This is a genomic window from Williamsoniiplasma lucivorax ATCC 49196, assembly GCF_000518285.1.
GTDB lineage: Bacteria > Bacillota_I > Bacilli_A > Mycoplasmatales > Mycoplasmataceae > Williamsoniiplasma > Williamsoniiplasma lucivorax.
Window position 1 is genome coordinate 1 of record NZ_JADH01000009.1, and the last position, 22,032, is coordinate 22,032.

Sequence of the window (22,032 nt, forward strand, 5' to 3'; positions counted from 1 at the left end):
TTTTTTTACTTGACGGTTTCAACGTAGAATACTATCTCTGCTAATATTGTATTTTTTAGCAATAGTAGAAGCATTAGAACTTGATAATTCAGATAATATTTTAATTTTTTCTTCTTTTGTTCATTGTTTTGCCATATAAAAAACATCCTTTCTAAAGTATTTTATTACACAAAAATGTTGTTTTTTTGTGTCTACTTTATTTTAGATGTTCATTAAAGCAAAGTTATTTTTTTAAATTTTGAATGCTTAACATGTTGATGTTTTTATTCATTTGGTGAAACTTAGTTTCATATTCGGTGGGAATGTTGTTCACTAACAATTGCTCATCATCATATAAATCATCAGTTTGCACAATTAATTTTCAGTTGGGGCGTTGGGTGATTTGTTCTAAACTAAAAGCAAATAAGCCATCATTATCAGTTTTGAATTGTAAAATGCCATTTGGTTTTAAAATTTGGGCATAGATATCTAAAAATCCCGTGTAAGTTAATCTTTTTTTAAAGTGTTTAGCTTTTGGTCATGGGTCAGAGAAATTTAAAAAAAGATGATCAACACTATTTTGTTCAAACATTAATAATAAGTTCTCAGCAAACTTGTTTAAAAACTTAAGATTTGTCATCTTTTCTTCACCAAGTGTTTGGATTGCTCTTTTTAAAGCTACTCCCACAACTGTGGTTTCTTTTTCCATTGCAATGTAATTAATGTGCGGATTTTGGATTGCATTAGCAATAATAAATTGTCCTTTACCAGCACCAATTTCTAAATAAATTGGGTTGTTGTTACCAAAAAAGTTTTGCGCATTAATTTTTTTATTTTCATTTCAGTCAATTAAATATTGGGCATGCTTTTTTAAAAAATCATGCGTTCATTGTTTATTTCTTAATCGCATAACAAACCTTAAGCAAAGACTAATCCTAAACCAAAAAAGACTGAAATCGTAATAATATCTAAAACCAAAGTAATGACTGGTCCGCTTGCACTTGCTGGGTCCAATTTAAAAGCTTTAGCAATAATAGGAGACATTGTCCCAATCACACCAGCCACAATAATGGAAATGGCGATTGTGATTGATGAAGTACCAAACACTTCTCAAAATTGCAGATTAATTGTGCCAATTTGGACAATATAAACAATTAAGATACGCACCAGATTAATCACAATTAAAACAGAAGCAATGATGATTGTAATCATTAATTCTTTCACAAGAATTTTTTTAATCTCTTTTTTCTTGATCTCCCCCATTGTCAAGGCTCGGACCATAATTGAAGCAGATTGGGTTCCATATAACCCAACAACCCCGGCGATCACAATTGCCATTGGGGCTAATAAAACAATGCCAACATATGCTTTAGATGTTAAAACCATCTCATTAATATCAGCTAGATATAAATTATAAAAAACTGTGGTTAAAACTTGCGTAATTGTTCCAAAAATTAATAAAAGAACTAATCACAATGTTCTTGATTTAAACATTTTAAAAATGCTTAAATCAAAATAATTGAGTTCATCATGTTTAATTCCGGTCATTTTATTAATGTCTTCAGCAATTTCTTCATCAATCACATCAACAACATCATCAAAAGTAATCATCCCAACCATTTTATTCAAATCATCAACAACTGGAATACAAGCAGCATCATAACGTTTAAAAGTATTTGCTACTTCTTCTTGGTCAGCTTTGGAATTAACATATAAAAGTCTTGTATCCATCACATCTGCAATTTTAGCTTTTGGTTGATTAAAAATTAAATCTTTTAATTGAACAGTCCCTTTTAAATGTTCATATTCATCCAAGACAAATAAAATATCGACAGTTTCAAAATTTTCATGAACTTCGCGCACTTTTTTAATTGCTTTTTCAATCGAATCATCTTCTTTAACACTAATGAAGTTAACACTCATAATCCCGCCAGCTGAATCTTCATCATATTTTAAAATACTGTTAATTTCAGCTCTAGTTTCTGGGGAAACTGCTCTTAGAACTTTTTTAACAATTGTGGCTGGTAATTCATCAATTAATGAGACTAAATCATCACTATATAAATCCTTAACAATCCCTTCAACCTCTTTTGGGGTAAATGAAGTCATAATTAATTTTTGGATTTCTGGATCTAAATAAGAAAAAATTTCGCTTTCTTCTTCTTTGTTTAACATTCTAAAAACACGAATAATTAATTTATCTTCTAACTCTCCTAGAGCTTCGGCAAAATCGGCTTGTTGAGCAGATTTTGCTAAAGTTCTCACAGTATTTAAATTGTTTTGTTGAGCTGCTTGTAATAACTGCTCTTTCAGGTCGGATATTTCGATCATATGTCTCCTTTTAATATATTATATATTAACAAAAAAGAATGCTTTTTGTTTTTTAGTTCAGTTATACCTCACCTTTTGAACAAGAAAATAGCAAGCTATTTTTAAATAAGGTGACAATTAGGCAAGCAATAGGGTTTATCTTAAATAAAAACTCACCAACAAGTGGTGAGGTTATTTTCGATAATGGTGGAGATGGCGAGAATCGAACTCGCGTCCAAAATAGTTCATTAAAAGATTTCTACAGTTTAGTCAATTTTATAACTTATGAACCTTAACTAAAACTAACAAAAAGTTAAAATCCATTCGTGATTTGAATTTCGAGAACAAACAACCACGATATTGTCCTCTATTAAACTTGGGTTATCTGACTAGGTTATGAAGCTTAAAACATAACTAGCGATTGATCTGTATTAACTTAAGTTAATTAAGCAGCAAAAGCTACTGCCCCAGCTGATGCACTTGGCATCATAAAGTTTGCTGGCATATCAAAATTTTCTGATTTTTTTTCTGCGTTTATTTCGCCTAGAAGTATTATGGTCTACCAAACCACTGCTATCTTAAAACAAAGTTATCCTGTCGAAACCAGGACATCCCCGCACTATTATTATAGTGCAAAAAACAAAAACAAATTTATTCTTTTGAAAAGTGATAAATTTGTTTTTGCTTAATTATGAATCAGATCCGGAACTTGTAGATCCACTAGTAGGGGTTTGAGTGGTTGAAGTAGTCTTTGGACGTAAGAATGAGCCATCAATATCAAAGATGAATGCAAAGATTGGAAGTTCGTTTTCCTCATCAGACATAGTTTTTTGAATGGTATGACCACCTTCTTTATCTGTTAATGTATATTCAACTGAAAGTAGCACGATTCTTATTTGTGTGGCAGTTCGAATATTTGCTTCACTCATTTGTACTCATGTTTCACCATCTGTTGTAACTTGCATTTCTGCATTAAATTTATTTAACGTTATTTTAACGTGATCAGCAAAAGTATTGCTTGTATCAACTGCTAAAACTGAACCGATTAAATTAGTCCCTAATAAAGAACCGATTGGTAAGGGGATTTTCAATCCAGAAATTTCTATCTCTTTTTTAGTATCTTGATTAATTGCAGCTAAACCAAAAAGAATTTTAAAGATTTCAGCAGGTTTAAGAAGGCTTTGTAAAGCTGTATATTTTTTACTTCCAACTGTTTTTCCTAGATAATCAAGATCAAATTCCAATTTACGTTTAGTAGTTCCTTTGGTTTCTAAGGCAAAACTAAATTGTAGTGGTTGCCCTTGAGTAATCGACACACCAGCACGGCTTTTTCAACCTTCTAATAGATTGAATAAAATCACTTCTAAATTAGATGCAAAAACAACTGCTTGACTATTGTGTGTGATTCCTGTAAATGCTTCTGCATATCCATCTCGGTTATAAGAAGCTGGTGCAGCTTTTAAATATTTCAATAAATTTAAAGTAAGTTCTTTGTTATTTTGGGTACTGATAAAATTTTTAAAATTAATCAAGGTTGGCATTAAGTTTTTAATTAATTTTTCAACATTAGTTCGGATATCAATTTTAACTGTCATTTCTCCTAACGCTTGACCAGCATTTTGTCGAACTTCTTTAGTAAATGTAATTTCTTTATTTCAATCTGTCCCCGCCATTGTTGTTAATGTTGAAAATAAGCCAGTAATTGCAGCATAATTGGCATCTTGTTGATCAAAAGCAACTGGTAATTGTGATGGAATTGCCAGATTTAATATTGGACCTAATCCCGCTAACATTTCACCAATAGTTGTACCAGAAACCCCAGATATCGGAATTAGGTTGGGTATTTTCAAATTAGAAGCTCTTTTTGTAATTCCTTCTTCTAGTTGGTCGATAAAAGTTTTACTTTGTTTTAAATATTCAGAAGCATAAGGGATGTTTCACCCACCTACTTTAAGATCAACACGATCATATTTCACAGCAACTTGTATTTGCCCAAATGTAATTTCATTATCTTCTAATGCAGCAAAAGTATTTGTTGATGTTGTAATTTCTAATTTATCAATATTTAATTGTGGCATCTTAACTCTTAATCTTGCTTCAATAGCTTTTTTAACTTCATCACCAATTGGTTTTACTGATTGTTCATTTAATGCCACATTAGTCTCAATTAAAATTGGGTCAGCATCATTAATTTTATCTAATTGTCTGGTTAGCCCTTGTCTATTTGCTATTTCTGGGTCAGCAGGAACTGGGTTAACAGGAACAGCTGGGGTGTTAGCAAAAAAGCTATTTTTTGCCGCTATCAAGTTATCTAAAGCTCTAGTAGCCTCATCAATATTTGTGATTTGTTTACATCTTGCAATTAATGCTTTTAATGTCCCGGAATCTTTTTTAGCCCCTGTTCCTTTTTCATAATCTGCAAGCAGTTTCTCAATGTTTTGAATCTCTTTTTTTAATTCTGCAATTTTGTCATTTTTTGCACTCCCATTACAAGCTATGACAGTTGCCACACTACTTGTGACCACGCCGAAGCTTCCTAATAGCATTAATAATTTTTTCATATTCTCTCCTACATATGTACGGTTAAATAAAACCATCGCTATATTAATTAGCAATAGCAAGTTTAAAAAGCAAGAGATTTGACCAAAATTATAAAAAAAACCTCGACTTGAAATTTTATTTTTTTATTTTTTGAGACTTATTCTTTTTTTAAAAATATTTCATATATAATGGCTTAAAATTTTTAATACTGACAAAATTAATTTATTTTGTTTAATACAAAAATAGCAATTTTGTTTTGTATTTTTGGTAGCATTTTTGCTTCAAAAAAGTGGAAGCTATTCTTCCACTTATGTTTTATTTTTACAATAATTTTTGGCAACATTGGACTTCATTTATTATCTTTTTCATCTTTTAAAGAATGATTATTAATGCTGTTGATTTTGCTTTATTTTTTTGGGTTTAAAAATTCACCACTAATATTAAGTTTGAATTCAAAAACATTTCGATCGCTTGGATGCAGAATTTTTTTAATTGGATGTTGACCCTCATTATCTTTTAATGTGTATGCAACTGATTTAACAATAATTCTCATTTCTTCAGCTGTTTGTAAGTTTTCTGGGGTCAATTTTGTTCAGTTTTTATCATGTAAAACTTGAATTTCAGCCTCAAATTTATCTAATGTCATTTGGACATGATCATCAAAATTTGCACTTGTGTCCATTGCTAAAAGCATTTTAATTAAGCTAGAACCTAATAATTTACCAATTGGTAGTTCAAAATCTCTAATTGCGCCACCTAGTAAAGTAGCTTTTACGACACTATTTTCTTGAATTGCAGCTAAACCAAAAATAATTTTAATTAATTCTGATGGTTCAATTAACACGTTAAATGGTATATAGTTTTTGCCTGCAATTGTTTTTTCAAAGAAAGCAAAATTAGCTTCTTGCATACCAACTATGTTTAAGTAAAATTCTAATGGTTGACCTTGAGTGATTTGTTTACCATCCTTGTCTTTTCAACCTTCTAATAAAAAGAATAAAATCGCTTCGAAATTAGATTTAAACTCAACTTTTTTGTCCTTATTATCTTTAATGTTCTCAAACAATTCACCATAGCCATCATCATTGTAAGATGTTGGTTTAGAGACAATATATTTTAATAAATTTGAGATTAAGTCCTTATTTGGTTGATTATTAATAAAGTTTTTAAAATTAATAATTACTGGCATTATGTTGCTAACTATTTTTTCAAGACTTGTTTTTAACATACCTTTAATTATCAATTCCTGTTGGGCACCCATTATAGACAATTGGAAACTTGTGTTTAGTTCTAGTTTGATTTCTTTAGTTCAAATTTCGTTTGCGAAACTTTTTACCATATCAAATAAACCATGCATTGTTTTATAATCAGAATCTTGTTCACTAAAATTGGTTGGAATTTTTGTTGGAATTATTTTATCAACAAGCAAACCAACAAATTTTAAAAATTCGTTAAGAGATTGCCCTCCAACCATTGGAAGTGAATCTGGAATTTTAATGTTACCAGCCTCTTTAAAAATCCCTTGTTCTAATGACTGAATTATATCTTTACCTTGTTTTAAGTATTCAGAAGCATAAGGAAGGCTTCAACCATCAGCTTTAATAACTTCATCATTATATTTAACATCAGCTTTTAGATTTCCAAGGGTGATAACATCATTTCCAAGTTTTGCAAATTGATTTTCCTTAATTGTAATGGTTAATTTTTCAAGGTTTAAATTAGCTATTTTTGCTTTCAAAAATGTTTTTAAGGCTTGAACAACGGCATTATGATTTTGATCTTCCACTTCATTTAAAGCTATCTTAGTTGGAATTAAAAGTGGGTTATTGGCATTAATTGCATTTAATTTTTTACTAATCGCCCCTTTAATAATTTCTGGGTTTTCTGGAACATTAATTGTTTTTAATAATTTTTCTTTAGCAACTTTTAATTCTGCAAGTGCTTTAATTGCTTCTTCATTGTTTTTAATATTTTGAAATTTTTCGATTAATTGTTTGATTTCTTTCAAACCTTTAGCATTTGGTTCTCTACTTTTTTCTTGTTCTTTAATCATTTCCCCAATACTTGCTAATTCTTTTTTTAGTTCATCAACTTTGTCATTTTTTGTACCTTTATCACAAGCTACCACAGTTGCAGCACTACTCGCCACTACTCCTAAACTTCCTAATATCATTAATAATTTTTTCATAAGTCCCTCCTACTTATAATGGCTAGTACCATTGCTTATTACATATCAATAGCAATTATAAAAATCAATAATTTACGCAAAAAAATCAAAAAAAGTTAAGATTTACCCAATTTTTTTTAATTTTTAAGGATTTTTTTAATTTTTTTGAAAAAAAGTAATATATAATGACCTAAACTTTGAGTCAAAAATGAATTGTCTTTTTATCAATTTGTCCACGAAAAAACGCCAGCGCTAAGCTGGCGTTATTCATTAATAAAATCTAGACTTAACTCTTAATTTTATGTTTAGTTAGAATTAATTTTTGTAGCAGTATTTTTAATGAATTCAATAACTTCTTTTTTAGTCATATCACGTAAGTTTACTGTTTTTAATTTAACTCCAGCTTGTTTAGCTTGTTCACGTAAAGCTGAGGCGTGTTTTTGTAATTCGCTTCTTGGTTCAGTAATTTCAGCTGATCCATCAACTTTAGCACGTTCTTTAACATCTAATTTAGCATGTGCTGCAACATCAACTGGTTTTTTATCAGCTAATGTTTTTTCATATTTTTTAAGTAGATCTTGAGCAGCTTGATCTATTTCGGTTTTTGCTTCAGCTTTTTTAGCAACTGGTTTTTTGACAACTGGTTTTTTGACAACTGCTTTTTTAGCAGGTGCTTTTTTAGCAACTGGTTTTTTTGCTTCAGTTTTAGCTTCAGCTTTTTCAGTTACAACTGGTTTTTTAGCTTCAACTTTTGGTTCAGCCGCTTCAGTGATAACTGGTACAACTTCAACTTTTGGTTCAACTTTTTGAACAACCACTTGTTCTTCAACTGCTTTTTGCACAGCAACTTTGATTGGTTCTTCAATTGGTGTGTGGTTTTCTTCAGCTTTTTCTTTAGCAATTAATTTGTCAGCTTTAGCGGCTTTTTTATCTTTAGCAGCTTTTTTACTTTTAACGTCATCTTTAGTAAATAATTTAGCTCCTTCACGACCTGGCACTTCAACTTTTCCGTATCGGACAGCGAAGAAGAAGGCAAAGAAGTAAAGTGGTGCCATAATAACTGCGACCATTAAGATTCCGAATGCTGATTGTCATTTCATTGCTCCTGAGAAGTATGGAACAATTCCAAAGACGATGTAGTCAATGATTCCCCCAGAAACAGTCATTGAAACGTGAGTTTGTAATGCTCCTGCTAGAAGGAATGAAATTGACGCTAACGGCATATGTACTCCATAGAATAATCATGGCGCTAAGAATAGGAATGAGTATTCTAATGGTTCTGTAATTCCTGTTAAGAAACAAGTAAAGGCAGCTGAGAAGTAAATCCCCATAACATTTTTTTGGTTTTCTTCTGGCACAGTTAATCACATTGCGATTCCAGCCATTGGTAGTCCTAATAACATAAATCCAAATTTACCAGATTGGAAACGCCCTAGGTTTAGTCCGATGTTTTCTAATAATGTATAGTTAATTAAGTTTAACCCACCATTAACTTTATACATCATTGTTTGATCCCCGTGAGCACTTAACAAGTCATTACCTACAAGTCCTTGTGTTTTTCAGAAATCAATAATTGTTTGCATAGCTTCACTAGGTTTCATAGCAGCAGTTATGTTTGCATGTTTCGGCATTGTTAAGTATTGAGACACTCATTGTGCATAATTTAATTGTTCTCCACTTAAGAATTCTGGTAATCATGATTTATTTAAAATTGCTAATGCATTAGCATCTCATAATTTCCCAGCAGCAGTTAATTGTTCTTCAATGTTCCCACCAGCATTAGTTCATCATAATGGTGCATAGAACACGTGGTGTAGTCCAAATGGGACTAATGAACGTTCAGCAATTTCAAACACGAATGAATCAACACCATTTGGCAATGTTCCTGTTCATGTTCCAAATGCTGCTAAACCACTACCAATAATTGGTCATGTTAACATGAAAATAAATGATAATGGGATAACCATAAAGAAGGTTACGATTGGTACAAGTTTTTTCCCTTCAAAGAAATTAATTCCTGCAGGTAATTTTTTTTCTTTGAATTTATTGTATGAGAAAGCAGAAAGTGCACCAACAAAAATTCCGGCAAATACTCCTGTATTTAATGAAGTAACCCCTAAGTTTTGGGTAACTAATTTTTCTGGAACTTTCAGTCATTCTGATGATCCATTATAAAATAACAGTGTGTAATATGCTTGAATATCACCATCTTTTGGGTGGTGTGTTAGCAATGCACCTTGCATTGCATTCATAACTAAGAATCCAACAACAGCTGTTAATCCAGCAATTCCTGATTCTTTTGAGTAGGCTAAGGCAACTGACATTGCAAATAGAATTGGTAAGTTTCCAAATGCTACGTCCCCCATTGCTTTAATTGTTGAACCAATATATCACCCAGCTGATAATTCTGGTGTCTTTGAAGCAATTAATGCTCCAATTCCTAAGAATACCCCTGCGATTGGTAATAATGCGATTGGTAACAAGAAGGCTCTACTCATTGTAGATAAAATAGCCATGATTCCTGAACCACGATTTTTCTTTTCGCGGACAGGCTTCGGTTTAGCTACTTTTTCTTTTGTTTTAACGTTTAGTTTTAACATTAAAAAAGTCTCCTTTGTAATTTTTCTATAAAAGAAGTTATTTGGCTAGCATAGAAATTCCGGCAACAACAAGCATAATTCCAAAAACAATCAAAACCAACGGGAAGTTCTTTTTAGTGAATTCCCAAACTGATTTTGATTCTTGATTGTTTATGCGAAAGTTACTCATTCTTTCAGTTTGCTTTTTAATTCAAAAAAACAAACCGATAAAAATAAGTGTTATTAAAATACCGATGACTAATAAAGACAGACCAATGATCTGATTTTGGTTCATAATAGCTAACATCAAAATAATTTCCCTCACCTCTTATTAAAACATTTATCACCCGAAATAAAAATACTTTTTAGAACAAAGTTTAGGTATTTAGGCGTTTTTTTGGAAAAATTTATCGTTAACCTTAATAATATGTTTCCAATGTGTTAAATGTTTATCAATTGACTTATGATCTTCGATTTTTTCTAATACAAAAAATCGTAGATCATCAACTGTTTGATTTGTATATTTTAAATATTGAAGAAGATTATGATCTTGTTCAATATTTTGATTAAACTTGATTAATTCTTCTTTGAAGTTGTGAGTAGCAATTAATTTCATCGGAATGAAATCATCATCAAATGTTCATTTTTTACCAGCAACCATTAATAAAATAATTGGTTGGTCAACATTTTTTAAATGATCAATTTGGTTTAATTTGATCGCATCTCTTTGTCTTAAGTTGGTATATCATTTTTGTTCACGATGAGTTTTTGATAGCTTGGCACGCATTCATAATGATGAAAAAGCAAATCAAAGACTTGAGATAAATGCAAAAATAAATAAGATTACCACAATTAGCCAAACTCATCATTCCATAACATTACCTCTACTTAATCTAATTATATAAAGTTTTAGGTAAATAATAAAAATAAAAAGCTTTCATTTTTAAATTCATGCATTTAAAATTTCTTAATCAATTAGAATTAAAAACTACTTTTAGCTAATTTGCAATTTAGATTTGAAAACTAATCTTATTTTAAAGCATAAAAAAAGATTCATTTTACAATGAATCTTATAATTAAAATCTTGTAGATTTTATTATTTTTTGTCTTCTTCAGTTCCAGGTGTTTCAGGATCTGTGGTTCCACCTTCTGTTTCTGGGTCAGTTCCGTTTTCTTCTCCTTCAGTTCCGTTTCCTTCTCCTTCAGTTCCGTTTCCTTCTCCTTCAGTTCCGTTTCCTTCTCCGTCAGTTCCGTTTCCTTCTCCGTCAGTTCCGTTTCCTTCTCCGTCTGGTTTACCAGTATCTTGTGTTGTTTCTGTTGGACCACAAGCTACAACAGTTGCAGCAGTTCCAGCTACCAGCCCAAATGAACCTAATAATGTTAATAATTTTTTCATTTTATTATCTTCCTTTTCTTTCCTATTCTCTTATTCTTTTAATTAGAATAACCATTTGATTGTCTTATTTTTTTATTTTTTTGTCAAGTCAAAATTTTTCAAAAATGGAAAAATTTTCTAAAAAAAGGGCAAAAAAGGGCATTTTTTAAAGAAAAAATACAAAAAAAATGAAAAATTTTATTTTTAAGCAATAAAATTTTTTCATTTTTGATCGGTCTTTTTTTTGTTCTTTTTTGCAAAATTTTGCTTATAAAAACCTTATTCAATAATGAATAAGGTGCAATTAATATTTATTAGTTTTGATCTTGCGTTCTAAATCACGTTTTTTAATTGTTTCACGTTTATCATAAAGTTTCTTCCCTTTACCTAACCCAATTTCCAGTTTAACTAAACCATCTTTAAAATAGAGTTTTAAAGGAATAAGAGCAAGTTTTTTAAGTTTAACTTCTTCTTCTAATCTTTTAATTTGTTTTCTATGAAGTAAAAGTTTACGGGTGCGATCTTCTTCAATCCCAGCCACATAATTAGCATACTCATATTTTTTAATATGCATATTTAAAATAAAGCACTCATCTTTTCTAATTAAGATAAAACTACCTTCTAAGGAAACATCACGAGCACGAATTGATTTAATTTCAGGACCACTTAAAACTAATCCTGCTTCAATTTTTTCCAGGATTTCATAGTTAAAATAAGCTTTTTTATTTTGTGCAATAATCATTTCACCCATAAAATCCCCCTTTTTATTATTTTACTAGTTCAAAATCAATCGTGCGTTTTTTCAAATCAGCACCAACTAGTTTAACTTTAACTTTTTGCCCCATACGATAGAATGTATTATCAGGTTTAGTTAAAGTATAATGTTTTTCATCATAGACTAACCCATCTCCAAGTGTTGAGATATGGACTAAACCTTCAACCATGTTTTCTAATTGAACAAAGAACCCAAATTTTAAAGCAATGGAAATCGTTCCATCAAAGACTTGACCAACTTTGTTGGTCAAATATTCAACCATACAAACTTTGATAACTTCACGTTCACAATCAACTGATGTTTGTTCTGTGTCGTTAATAATTGGGCAAGCTTTGCTAATGAATTCTTCATTGCGTTCTAAACCAAATTCACGAGTATCATTTTGGATAATATATTGTTTTAAATAACGATGGACCATTAAATCTGAATAACGACGAATCGGCGAAGTAAAGTGAGTATAGCATTTTGATGCTAATCCAAAGTGACCAATATTTTCTAAACCATATTTAGCTTTTTCCATATGTCTTAACAATGATAAATGTAACAATTCATTCTGAATTGGGTCACTAATTTGATTATCAATTTGACGTAAAGTTTTATTTAAATTTTTTGGATCAATCATTTGGGCATTCGTTAATTTAGGATCAATTCCAAATGATTTAATTGTCGCATATCATTCCACCAATTCTTCTTCTTGAGGTTTTTGGTGATTACGGTAAACAAATGGTAATTCTTTTTCAAAAACTAATTCAGCCACTGCTTCATTCGCACTGACCATAAAGTTTTCAATTAGTTTTTCAGATTCACCAGTTTCACGAGCTTTAATTTCCACAACATTAGAGTTTTTGTCCATCACAATTTTAGCTTCACGAACGTCTAAGTTAATCATTCCATTACTTTCTTTAATTTGACCAATTAATAAATGAAGTTCTTTAGCCACATCTAACATCTTAGCCACTTCATCTTGTTTAGTTCAAATTTTGTTAGCAAAATATTCATTAACTTCATGATAAGTTAATCTTGCTTTTGAAATCATAATTGTTTCATAAACTTTTTTGGTCAGCATTTTCCCAGCGTTATCAAATTCCATTTCACAAGCTAGGGCAAACTTTTCAGTATTTGGATTTAAAGAACATAAATCATCACTTAAAATTTTTGGTAACATCGGAATCACTTTATTTGCTAAATATGTGGAATTCCCTCTTGACAATGCTTCATTATCCAGAGGAGTTCTTGGTTTTACATAATGCGAAACATCAGCAATCGCCACAATTAATTTATAACCTTGAGGCGTTTTTTCCACATAAATTGAATCATCTAAATCTTTAGAATCAGCTCCATCAATTGTGACAAGCAAAGTATCAATTAAAGAAGTTTGAGCTCTTCTTTGCATTTCAGCTTTTTCTTGAATGACAGGAATATTAACTTCTTCAGCATTCTTGATTGTTTTAAAATGAAATTCAGTTTTAATATTAAATTCTTCGGCAATCGAAAAAATACGGTCTGCTGCTTTTGTAGAATCACCAATAATTTTTTTTAAACGGACAAATAATTTGCGATCTTTAGCTTCTAAAATTTTTGCTTTAATTAACATGTTTGGTTTTAAATCGAAATCTTTTTTATTGACCATCACTGTTCTTAAGTTAGCTAATGTTAAATCTGTGGGAATAAAGTCTAAAAAACGTCCATCACGAGATTGAACAATTTCCCCAATCACAAATTCTTTATCACGTGTAGCAATTTCAACAATTTGGGCAAAGGTTTTATTATCATTACCATTTTGTAAAACTTTATAAACAACAACATCCCCACTAATCGCTCCATTAGTCATGGTTGGGGGGACAAAATCGTTTTCAGCATCAGGATTAGTCAAATCTGAAACAAACCCAAAACCTTTAGGATTCATTCTTAATGTGCCAGCTTTATAAAATGAATCTTCTAAAAGATAAACATTTTGGGTTTGGGTTTGAATAACTTTAAATTCATGATTTAAATCAATTAAAGCGGTATTTAATTGAGCTAAATCATGAACATTTAATTTGTGGGCTAAATTGTCAAGCGATAGTTGACAATGATTTGTTTTTAAAACTTTTAGAATTTCTTTTTGCATTGGTAAACCTTATTTTTCTACTATAAAATAAAACACTATTTTAAAACAGTGTTTGTTAATATGGAAATGATAATTGTTAAGACAAAGAAAATAATTCCTAGTGACATCATCCAAAGTGACATTGTGCGTTCGAAACCACGTTCTTTAGTGTTAGAAAACAATTCTTCATTACCACCATTAAGGGCACTTAACCCAGTTTGAGATTTTTTATTTTGTAACATCCCAACAATAATCATAATAATCGAGATAATCATCATTAAAATTTCAAAAACAAAAACAATAGTGTTTTCAGTACCCTTGCTTGTTTTACCTGATTCTGCTAAAAGATTTAAAAAGTCCATAAACACTCTCTTTCCTATTCATATTAATAATACTACACCCTCACAAAAAATAATTGGAATAAAAATTATCTTATCAAATCTTTGTCATATTTTTGTTGGTCGGGAAATTTATAAATAGTGTGTTTAATGGTAAAATTAACATTGCTAGTATAAATTTTTAAAATTCATTTAGCTTGTTAGTTTGTTGTTTACCAACAAAAAATTATTAGAAAGAAAAATCATCATGATGCAACATAACTCATTTTTAAAAAATGGAAAAACGATTATTAACACCCATTTAAAAGCCAATCATAAAATTATTGCTTATGAAATTTTGGCTTGGTTTGTGCTTGTGGTAGTTAACTTATTTTTAACACTTTTAAATGATCACATTACTATTATGCCTGTGACTGGAGAAGGTTATAAACAATCACTATCTTATATTTTAGGTTCAATTGTTCTGTCTCCAATTGCAATTGTTGGGTTTTCCATTATTTGTACTTCGATTATTGATTATGTCATTAGAAGAGAAATTCGTGAAGGTTATATCACCTTATGAATGACTTCAAGTATTTCGAGAACTCAAATCATGATGTCGAAGATTATTTTTATTTGATTAGTTAATTTAATGGTGCTAGCTCCAACTATTGTCCCAATTGTGATTTTTTCAGCAATTGCCACTGATGCCCACCTTTATATTGGTGATGTCTTTTTACAATTATTTTTATTTACAATTTACATGTTAATGTTTACTGGGGTTTTTGTTTTATTAAGTACGTTATTAACTGAAAAAGAACGTTTAGATAAGTTTGTCATTGGTGGAGTAATTTTATATGTCGTCGCCACAACGATGATTAATAACTTATCTGAAAGCAAAACTTTTGGGCACTTGCAATGGATGAAATATATTAAATACATTTCTATTCAATCACTCTTAGTCAACGTTTTTGCTTTTGAATTAGTTGTCAGTGACACAGAAAAAAATGTGGTTAAGCTCATCATGCTCAAACCACAAACGTGATGAATTATTACATCAGTTTTCATTAATCTTGGTTTGGGAACTGTGATTACATGATTAACTGTTTGGAATTTTAAACATAAAGAATTTATGATTTAAAATTCCAAATAAAGTGTAATTTGGTGAATCTACAGCTAAAAGTAGTTAAAATCAATTTAAGAAAAATTTAAGCGAAATAATTTTTCTTATTTATTAAAAAGAAGGAGGACTTTAAATTAAATTATGATTCAAATAACAAATTTAACGAAAAAGTACGGAGAAAAAGTCGGAAACTTTGATATTAATCTTTCACTAAAAGAAGGTGAAACTTTAGGAATTGTTGGACCTAATGGAGCTGGTAAAACCACACTAATTAGACAACTACTAGGTTTTATTCATTCAACAAGTGGAAACATTACAATCAATGGCTTTGATCCATGAAAAAAACGGGAAGAAATCATGAAATTCACTGGTTATGTTGCTGGAGAAATTAGTTTATATGATACATTCACCGGTTTACAATATTTAAAATTAGTTGCTAAATTAAAACCAGAAACTGAATGAGATTTTGTGGAAAAATTAATTAAACATTTTGAAATTGATGTGACCAAGAAAATTAAAAAAATGTCAAAAGGGATGAAACAAAAAATCGCCGTCATTGCTGCTGTGATGAATAAACCAAGATTTTTAGTTTTAGATGAACCAACATCTGGGTTAGACCCAGTGATGCAAGACCGTTTTAATGAATTAATTTTTAAATTAAAAAAAGAACATAAAACAACGATCATTATTTGTTCACACATCTTTGAAGAAGTAATCAAGCTTTCAAGCCATATTGGTTTTATTAAAGAAGGAAAATTGATTGAACAGTACGAAGTAGAAGATAAAGATATTGAAAAATTAAATCAAAAATTCCAAAGTATCTTCGGGAAGGCAGATGCTTTATAATGAAATTACAAGGTTTTTTACCAAGCAAAATCAAAATTAATACTCATTTAAAAAATAACTGGGTACCTATTTTAGTATTTGGAATTGTTTGATTAGTCATCACTATTTTTATTATGACTATTACTAAACTAACTTTATCTCATCTGCCCATCACAATTGCCCCAGCCGGACAAGTTGATAATGAATATAAAGTATTAAGTGATCCAATTTCAGATATGCTAGGAACATTTATTTTTGGAATTGTTGGCATTCTTTTCTTTTCAATTGTGACAACAACTATGATTTACCATGTCATTAATAAAGAAATGAAAACCGGAGAAATTAGTTTATGAATGACCGCTCCATTAGCAAGAAGACAAATTATTCTTTCAAAAATTGTTTTTGTTTGAATCGTTGACTTAATTATTTTAACACCATCACTAGTTTTTATTCTTATTTGATCATCACAAGCTATTGATGCCAAACAACATTTTGGTTTTGTAATTTTACAAGCAGTGATGTTTATTTCTTTCTTGTTCTTATTACCAATTATTTTTACAGTAATCTGTGTGGCATTAGTTAATTATGGTCGTTTAAGTAAATTTATCAATGCTGGAATTATTGTTTATATGTTAGCAACTTTTGTTATGATTATGTTAAGTTCAACTAAAGGTCAAATTACTAACCCGCTAAGTTGAATGGGAAATGTTAAATATATCGCCATTCAGTCATTAAATGTTAATATTTTGAACTTTTACCCCCTTACTCTTCAAAACCATTATCTAATCGAAGGTTTTAGAGTGGCAAAAATAAATTTATCACAACTTCCGTGATTCATTAGTGCTTTCTTCATTAATCTTATTTTATGTGCTGGATTGGTTTATTTAACAATTTGAAACTTTAACAAAAAAGATTTAGCTTTATAATTAAAAAACTTGTTTGCAATCAAACAAGTTTTTTTATTCCTCTAAAAGGTCGATTACTTTCACTTCTAATCCTTGTGCTAATTTCACCAAGGATTGCATTGAAAGATTACGTCTCGCACATTCAATTGCTGAAATATAGTTTTTATTTAAACCAGATCGAAATGATAATTCCTCTTGACTAATTTGTTGTTGATGACGAATTTTTTTCACATTGTCAGCAATGATTTCTAAAATATTTGGATGTTCATTTTGCATGTCTTTAAACCTCTGAAATTTTTTCAATTGTTCTAAAAATATTACTTACCCCAGATTTCGTGATTTTATAGCCTTTATTGTGCATTTCTTGTTCTAACTCAACATAAGACATTTCTGGGTTCTCAAGCCTTAAATTAGCTAGTGTTTTAGCTTTATCAGACAATTCGCTGAATAAACCTTTGTGCTTTAATCAATTAATTTGTTTAATTTGTTTTTCGGCAGTGATTAAAGTTTTCGTTTGGTTAGAAATATCAATGTTTTGAATACGATTAATGTTATTTAAAAGGTCACGAGAAATTCTTTCATTTTCAAATGCCATCACAGAAACTGGGGCATCAATTAATTTAATGAAATCAGAAACCATCGAAGATTTTTTAACATAACATAAGAATTTGTTATCACTGCGTTGCAAAATCTTGAAATCAAAAGCATATTTTTTATTTAATAAGTTTTGAAAATAAGTAGCACTGGCTTTTTCTTTAAATTGCACTTCTAAGTGATAATTAATGGTTTCTGGGGAATTGACCGAGCCAATCGCAATAAATAATCCAGCCACATAAGCTCGTAAAAGGTCATCAGTTTTTAAAACTTGAGGATCAATAATTTCAATGATTTTTTGATTCTGTTCATCATAAACTTGGATTTCTTTTAAAAAAGCTTCGACATTACCAACTAAAGTGATTTGAAAAGTTTTTTGTTTTTTTAAAGCTTGTGATTGCACAATCGACACTTCAATTTCACCATGAAACAATTCTTTACACATTGAAAGAATAGTGCGGGCAATGCGATTAGAAATCGTATTTAACCTTAATTTAACTCCTGTGTTAGTGTAAATTAATTCAGCATTATATTTAATAAAACCACAAAGTAGTGTTTGTTTTTGAAGGGGTGTAAAAGAGTGAGAAATAATCTCTTCTTTTACTTCTAAAGCAAATGACATGATTTCTCACCTTTTTTTCTATTTATTTTTAGCTTCTAATTTTTCAAGTTTAGCTTTCGCTTTTTCTTGTTTCAATTTATTTTTATCACTAATAGTTGTTTCGGTTTTTAATACAATATTAGTTGGTGCATTGATCAAGAAATATTCTTTTTCATAAATGTAACCAGTTCTTCTAAAGAGTTGAGGGACCCCAATTTGGGTAATAATCATTCCCAACAACCCAATCAAGGCACTTAACCCAATCAGGGTCAATGACAATGGCATATTGTACATCACAAATAATCCATCTTGAGATCTCGACATCTCTAAAACAAAACGCACAACATTTCAACCAAAGATGAAGGCAAATGCTTCCATCCCCACTTTCGGAATTCAATATTTATCTGGATTATTAGCTTTGATTAAAGCAGTGTTTGTTTTTCATCTTTTTTGCAATTTGGAAGCTGATGATTCCTGAATTGCTTGGCTTGTTAAAATAAATCCTTCTTTTGCTTTTTCATTAACATTTTTATAGTAGGCATTATCCCAAACTTGTGAAAATGTTTTTTTGGTGTCTGATTTTAATCATGGAGCAATAAAGTGTAAACAAGTAAATCCTCAATTAATCACATATTGTCCTGGATGTTTTTTGGCTGGTTTTGGTCCTAATCATTTTCCAATATTAGGGATAATAAAAGTGATGATTATTCAAACAAGCAATAAAGCTAGTGATTCAATTAAGAAAATTGGTTGCATTTGTCAAACTTCACCTGTTGACTTATCCATGGCTAAAGTGTTTTTAAAAAGTCAACCAAATGGTCCATCATATAAGTATTGATAGTGATCAATACTAATTTGACTAATATCAACTGTCTCACCCCCCGAAGATCCAGTTAGCATCCCAACTTGGAATCATTTTGGTCCAGTTAGTTCATGGTTGAAAAAGTTACCTCAACGTCCAATAATTTGACCTAATAAAACGTTTGGTAAAATGGCATCAGTATAAGTTAAAAGCGAAACCTTCGTTTTTCGCCCGATAAAGAATAGGACGGGTAAACCAACAATGATTCCTCCATAAACTCCTCCATGAATTGACATTCCTCCATCTCAAAAAGCAAATAATTTTAAAAATCCAACAAAATCTTCAATTCCTTTATGATCGTAATTTAGTTTTCCAAAAAAACTAGCACCAAATAAAGAGGCAGGAATAATAAAAACAGTTCCAATTGCAATCGCTGAAAGACTTAAACCTTTTTTTCGGAATTTATAGATTGAATAAAGAATGGCAAAGACCATTCCTAAAGTCATTGTGAATGCATAAACATGGAACCCACCATAATCGGCTTTAATATCTGGTGTGGAGACTAATTTTCAATCCTCACCTAATCATTCTTCAAACATCGCATTGCTCCTTTTTTATTTTTTTCTTATATTATACAAGAACTCTAATGCCATTTGTCCTGTAATTGAACCGTCACCAACGGCTGTGGCAATTTGACGAAGTTCTTTTTCACGAACATCCCCAGCTGCAAATAGTCCCGGAATTGGTGTTTCTAGCTTTTCATCAGTCTTGCTGACATAACCTTCTTTATTCACTAATTCTAAACTTTCAACAGCTTTTGTTAAAGGGTTAGCTCCGATATATGGGAAAATTGCACTAACTTCTAAATCACGTTCAACCCCATTCACATCACGAATTGTAATTGATTCAACTTTATCAGTTCCATTAATTTTAGTGGTCACAGTTTGAAATAAAACTTCCACTTTTGGGTTAGCAAGAAAATCTTTTAAAGTTTGGTTATCCACTCGGAAGTAATCTTTACGCACGATAACATATAATTTGCTGACAAATTTAGTAAGGTAAGTTCCTTCTTGAACAGCAGAATAACCTCCCCCAACAACAGCGACAGGTTTGCCTTTATGAAAGGCACCATCACAAACTGCACAATAAGAAACTCCTTTACCATATAATTCTTCTTCACCAGGAATACCTAATTGATTTTCTTTAGTTCCGGTTGCTAAAATGACTGATTTAGCTTCTAAAATTGATCCATCAATACAATGGACTTCAAAATGCTTACCTGTTGGTTTAATATGTTGTGCTTCATTGAAAATGAATTCTGTATTTCATTTCATTGCTTGCTCATACATTTTGCTAGACAAATCTGGTCCTTGGATTGATTCAAAACCAGGATAGTTTTCAATTAAATCAGTTTTAACCATTTTTCCACCCGGGAATTCTTTTTCAATAATGACTGTTTTAGCTCCCCCACGAGCAGCATAAACTGCAGCAGTTAATCCAGCTGGACCTCCTCCGATAATTAAAACTTCAATCATTTCATTAGTATGATTTTTCATATAATCAATGTACCTCTCTATATCGATATGGTGCAATTCATTGCGCCATTATTATAATTGCAATACCTGCAAGTAAGATTAATGCTAGCACCATAAAGTCTAAAATTAAACTGTTCTGAATAAATAACTCTTCTAATTTTCTTTGGGTTTCTAGAACAATTCTAAGAATTAAATAACCAACAATATAACATCCAGTGCTCACTCCAGAACGGATGACTAAATATTGATTTGGATTATGAATTAATTCCAGCTCTCGGCTTGTTGGTTTGCCTTTAAATACTCTTGTTCAATCCCCAATTAGATTATATATCTCTTGTTTCTTGTTTGAAAATTGGATGTCTTCTTCACGTTCTGTTTTTTGCTTTACTTTGACCAAATCAGCATACTTGGCTGATTTGGTGGGTTGATTATTCAATTTATGTTTGTAATCTGTTTTGATTTTTAACATTTTTAATTTGTGGTTAGCTTTCAGTTTTTTTAAATTTTTTAAACCAACCTCTAAGGTGTTTTGCTGTTCAATTTCTTTATTTTCAATTTTGCGAGTCGCCTCTTCACTAGGAACATACCAGTAATATGCTTTGTTTCAAGCTTGATAAAAACCTAATTTAATTTCGATCTCTTCACCAGTTTCGGTTTGCACTTTGACATGTTTATATTTCACTGGTAATTGTGTTTGAACATCAACAAGGTCAGTTTCTTTTAATGTTTTAAATTGTTTGTTATACCAACCAGGATAACCTTTAGGTTGTAAATCTCATGGTTTTGGTTTGGAAAAGATGCGACCAATATTTTCTACACCAAAAGTAATTAGTACTCATATAAAAATGTTGGCCACACTTTCATATAAGAATAGTGGTTGATGGTAAACAATATCTTTCTTTAAGATATCTTTGGCACCATCTGGTAAACTTTCGAGATGATTTCATCAATCCCCAGTCAGATGGAATTCACTTAAATTCGGAAAATAAAATAATTTATTTTTAATTCATTCTGGTAATCAACTAAGTTGTTCATAACTCACTTCTTGACCCATAATTTCGTGATTAAAGAGATTCCCCCAACGACCAATTGCTTGACCAATTAAAATGTTGGGGATAATACAATCAGCATAAACCCACATTGAAATTTGGGTTTTTTTAGAACGAAGATAGAACCAGACAAAGCCAGCAGTCATTCCTAATAACAAACAACCAAATAACGACATTCCTGGTTCTCAAAAGAAAAAGGTGCGGTATCAAACCATGTTCGGAATAAACATTTTTCCAAACAGTGATGCCCCAAGAACTCCTGGGGGGACTGTGATAAAAATAGCTAATTCCAATTCTCGTAAGGGCACACCTTTTTGTTTAAAACGAATAACAGCTAAAAGAATCGTCACAGCCACCCCGATAAACATAAAAACAGGATAGGCTGGAATGACACCAAAAAAAGAGCGCTCAGCACTTGGATCACCATGTTGTGTAAATCAATCTCAATAGGTTGTTCCTAACATAT

At 30.7% G+C, this 22,032-nt stretch carries 19 protein-coding genes and 1 other RNA gene; 3 read left to right on the forward strand and 17 right to left on the reverse strand.

Annotated features, from left to right (window positions below):
- Positions 1 to 223: 223 nt before the first annotated feature.
- From trmB to secG, 12 genes are all read right to left on the reverse strand, one after another.
- Positions 224 to 889 carry a tRNA (guanosine(46)-N7)-methyltransferase TrmB gene (gene trmB / locus P695_RS0102690; RefSeq protein WP_028126736.1) on the reverse strand — a complete coding sequence of 222 codons (666 nt, stop codon included), beginning with the start codon at positions 887 to 889 and terminating at the stop codon, positions 224 to 226.
- Between the two features lie 8 nt (positions 890 to 897).
- Positions 898 to 2,310, reverse strand: coding sequence for a magnesium transporter (gene mgtE / locus P695_RS0102695; protein ID WP_028126737.1), 1,413 nt, complete (start codon positions 2,308 to 2,310; stop codon positions 898 to 900).
- Positions 2,311 to 2,494: 184 nt separating this feature from the next.
- Positions 2,495 to 2,905: a transfer-messenger RNA gene (gene ssrA / locus P695_RS05995) on the reverse strand.
- Between the two features lie 73 nt (positions 2,906 to 2,978).
- On the reverse strand, positions 2,979 to 4,850 hold the full coding sequence (locus P695_RS0102705; RefSeq protein ID WP_028126738.1) for a lipoprotein: 1,872 nt from the start codon (positions 4,848 to 4,850) through the stop codon (positions 2,979 to 2,981).
- Positions 4,851 to 5,236: 386 nt separating this feature from the next.
- On the reverse strand, positions 5,237 to 7,018 hold the full coding sequence (locus tag P695_RS0102710) for a lipoprotein (protein WP_028126739.1): 1,782 nt from the start codon (positions 7,016 to 7,018) through the stop codon (positions 5,237 to 5,239).
- Positions 7,019 to 7,302: 284 nt separating this feature from the next.
- Positions 7,303 to 9,597, reverse strand: coding sequence for a PTS transporter subunit EIIC (locus P695_RS05460; protein ID WP_211227792.1), 2,295 nt, complete (start codon positions 9,595 to 9,597; stop codon positions 7,303 to 7,305).
- Between the two features lie 37 nt (positions 9,598 to 9,634).
- Positions 9,635 to 9,883 carry a hypothetical protein gene (locus P695_RS0102720; RefSeq protein WP_051437362.1) on the reverse strand — a complete coding sequence of 83 codons (249 nt, stop codon included), beginning with the start codon at positions 9,881 to 9,883 and terminating at the stop codon, positions 9,635 to 9,637.
- A 78-nt stretch (positions 9,884 to 9,961) separates the two neighbouring features.
- Positions 9,962 to 10,450 carry a hypothetical protein gene (locus P695_RS0102725; protein WP_028126741.1) on the reverse strand — a complete coding sequence of 163 codons (489 nt, stop codon included), beginning with the start codon at positions 10,448 to 10,450 and terminating at the stop codon, positions 9,962 to 9,964.
- A 222-nt stretch (positions 10,451 to 10,672) separates the two neighbouring features.
- Positions 10,673 to 10,972 carry a lipoprotein gene (locus P695_RS0102730; protein WP_028126742.1) on the reverse strand — a complete coding sequence of 100 codons (300 nt, stop codon included), beginning with the start codon at positions 10,970 to 10,972 and terminating at the stop codon, positions 10,673 to 10,675.
- A 283-nt stretch (positions 10,973 to 11,255) separates the two neighbouring features.
- The gene (gene smpB, locus P695_RS0102735) at positions 11,256 to 11,702 is read right to left on the reverse strand and encodes an SsrA-binding protein SmpB (RefSeq protein ID WP_028126743.1); all 447 of its coding nucleotides are present in this window, start codon (positions 11,700 to 11,702) and stop codon (positions 11,256 to 11,258) included.
- Between the two features lie 16 nt (positions 11,703 to 11,718).
- Positions 11,719 to 13,836, reverse strand: a complete 2,118-nt coding sequence (rnr, locus tag P695_RS0102740; protein WP_028126744.1) for a ribonuclease R — start codon at positions 13,834 to 13,836, stop codon at positions 11,719 to 11,721.
- A gap of 35 nt (positions 13,837 to 13,871) precedes the next feature.
- Positions 13,872 to 14,177, reverse strand: a complete 306-nt coding sequence (gene secG / locus P695_RS0102745; protein WP_035026332.1) for a preprotein translocase subunit SecG — start codon at positions 14,175 to 14,177, stop codon at positions 13,872 to 13,874.
- A 223-nt stretch (positions 14,178 to 14,400) separates the two neighbouring features.
- On the opposite strand from secG, the gene P695_RS0102750 reads away from it, so the two are divergent.
- The 3 genes from P695_RS0102750 (at position 14,401) to P695_RS0102760 (ending at position 17,006) form a co-directional block, all read left to right on the forward strand.
- Positions 14,401 to 15,273: an ABC transporter permease gene (locus P695_RS0102750; protein WP_028126746.1), complete on the forward strand. Its 873-nt coding sequence runs from the start codon at positions 14,401 to 14,403 to the stop codon at positions 15,271 to 15,273.
- A gap of 123 nt (positions 15,274 to 15,396) precedes the next feature.
- The gene (locus tag P695_RS05465) at positions 15,397 to 16,101 is read left to right on the forward strand and encodes an ABC transporter ATP-binding protein (protein ID WP_035026334.1); all 705 of its coding nucleotides are present in this window, start codon (positions 15,397 to 15,399) and stop codon (positions 16,099 to 16,101) included.
- Positions 16,101 to 17,006 carry an ABC-2 transporter permease gene (locus tag P695_RS0102760; RefSeq protein ID WP_028126747.1) on the forward strand — a complete coding sequence of 302 codons (906 nt, stop codon included), beginning with the start codon at positions 16,101 to 16,103 and terminating at the stop codon, positions 17,004 to 17,006. The genes P695_RS05465 and P695_RS0102760 overlap by 1 nt, the downstream gene beginning before the upstream one ends.
- A 33-nt stretch (positions 17,007 to 17,039) precedes the next feature.
- Here the strand turns inward: P695_RS0102760 and P695_RS0102765 are convergent, their stop codons facing one another.
- From P695_RS0102765 to P695_RS0102785, 5 genes are read right to left on the reverse strand one after another with little or no spacing between them, the layout of a single operon-like run.
- Positions 17,040 to 17,261, reverse strand: coding sequence for a helix-turn-helix domain-containing protein (locus tag P695_RS0102765; RefSeq protein WP_028126748.1), 222 nt, complete (start codon positions 17,259 to 17,261; stop codon positions 17,040 to 17,042).
- A gap of 4 nt (positions 17,262 to 17,265) precedes the next feature.
- A complete protein-coding gene (gene whiA / locus P695_RS0102770; RefSeq protein WP_028126749.1) occupies positions 17,266 to 18,201 on the reverse strand; it encodes a DNA-binding protein WhiA in 936 nt (311 codons plus the stop codon).
- Positions 18,202 to 18,219: 18 nt separating this feature from the next.
- Complete coding sequence (locus tag P695_RS05470; RefSeq protein ID WP_051437364.1) at positions 18,220 to 19,581, reverse strand: prolipoprotein diacylglyceryl transferase family protein; 1,362 nt, start codon at positions 19,579 to 19,581, stop codon at positions 18,220 to 18,222.
- 15 nt (positions 19,582 to 19,596) lie between these two features.
- Positions 19,597 to 20,538 carry an NAD(P)/FAD-dependent oxidoreductase gene (locus P695_RS0102780; protein WP_028126750.1) on the reverse strand — a complete coding sequence of 314 codons (942 nt, stop codon included), beginning with the start codon at positions 20,536 to 20,538 and terminating at the stop codon, positions 19,597 to 19,599.
- Positions 20,522 to 22,030: a prolipoprotein diacylglyceryl transferase gene (locus tag P695_RS0102785; RefSeq protein ID WP_051437365.1), complete on the reverse strand. Its 1,509-nt coding sequence runs from the start codon at positions 22,028 to 22,030 to the stop codon at positions 20,522 to 20,524. Before P695_RS0102785 ends, P695_RS0102780 begins: the two co-directional genes overlap by 17 nt.
- Positions 22,031 to 22,032 lie beyond the last annotated feature (2 nt).